At 65.4% G+C, this 1490-nt stretch carries 1 protein-coding gene; it reads right to left on the bottom strand.

The genetic code is table 11. The annotated features are described in order from the left end of the window. Positions 1-228: 228 nt before the first annotated feature. Positions 229-1257 carry an L-threonine 3-dehydrogenase gene (gene tdh, locus ACV4UX_RS15630; RefSeq protein WP_491594211.1) on the bottom strand — a complete coding sequence of 343 codons (1029 nt, stop codon included), beginning with the start codon at positions 1255-1257 and terminating at the stop codon, positions 229-231. Between the last annotated feature and the right edge of the window lie 233 nt (positions 1258-1490).

Raw genomic sequence — 1490 nt, forward strand, 5'->3', positions numbered from 1 at the left:
AATGCGCCGCCGAGGGGGATCAGGCACGCGACTCAGCGTATTACGCAGGGGTCTCCATTTCGAAGCCGCTACGAGGCACATTAACATTTGCCATGCACAAATCAAGACGGATATGCGTTCCTGATCCGTCATTTCTTCGAATCGGCGTCCGCAAAGAAAACGGGCGGCCATGGCCGCCCGTTCATCCAACCTTTTCCGATGCCGTGCGCCCCGCGCGGGGCGGCCGGGCTACGCGTTCCAGTCCAGGATCACCTTCCCGCTCCGGCCGCCGATCATCACCTCGAAGCCCTTTGCGAACTCCTCCACCGGGAAGCGGTGTGTGATCACCGGGCGGATGTCCAGACCGCTCTGGAGCATGGCCGTCATCTTGTACCACGTCTCGAACATCTCGCGGCCGTAGATGCCCTTGATCACCAGCCCCTTGAAGATCACGTGGTTCCAGTCGATGGCCGTGGACTTGGGCGGTATGCCCAGAAGCGCCACCCGGCCGCCGTGGTTCATGTTCTCCAGCATGGACTCGAAAGCCCTCGGCGCGCCCGACATCTCCAGGCCCACGTCGAAGCCCTCCGTCATGCCCAGCTCCGCCATCACCTCGGGCAGGCCGCGCTCCAGCACGTTCACCGCGCGCGTGGCCCCCATCTTCTCCGCCAGGCCCAGGCGGTACGGGTTCACGTCCGTGATCACCACATGCCGCGCCCCGGCGTGCCGCGCGATGGCCACCGCCATAATCCCGATGGGGCCCGCCCCCGTGATGAGCACGTCCTCGCCCACCAGGTCGAACGACAGCGCCGTGTGCGCCGCGTTGCCGAACGGATCGAAGATCGCGGCCAGGTCGTCGTCGATGCCGTCGGGAATCTTGAAGGCGTTGAACGCCGGAATCGCCAGATAATCCGCGAAGCACCCGGGACGGTTCACGCCCACGCCCACCGTGTTGCGGCACAGATGCCTGCGCCCCGCCCGGCAGTTGCGGCAGAAGCCGCACGTCACGTGGCCCTCGCCCGACACCCGGTCGCCCACCTGGAAGCCGCGCACCTCCTGGCCCACGGCCACCACCTCGCCCACATACTCGTGGCCCACCACCATGGGCGCGGGAATCGTCTTCGCCGCCCACTCGTCCCACTTCCAGATGTGCACGTCCGTGCCGCAGATGGCCGTCTTCTTGATCTTGATCAGCACGTCGTTGTGCCCGGGCTCGGGCTTCTTCACGCGCTGGAGCTCAAGCCCCTCGCCAGGGCCGGTTTTGACCAATGCTCTCATGCTATGTCCTCCCGCTTCAGCGGTCTGGTTGATTGTCGTTGCGCCAGAGCTTCGCCAGGCACGGCATACGCGGGCGACAGGGCCGTCTGGGGAGAAGCCTCCGGCGGGCAAAGGGCTTCGCCCTCTGCACTCCCGAGTTGCTTCGCGGGCTCCCCCGGGCACGCCATCGTGTCTTTTTCCCTGGTTTTTGGGTCCACCATCGGAGAGGAGAAGGTAGAACGGAATCGCCAAGT

Source organism: Fundidesulfovibrio sp., from assembly GCF_058402725.1.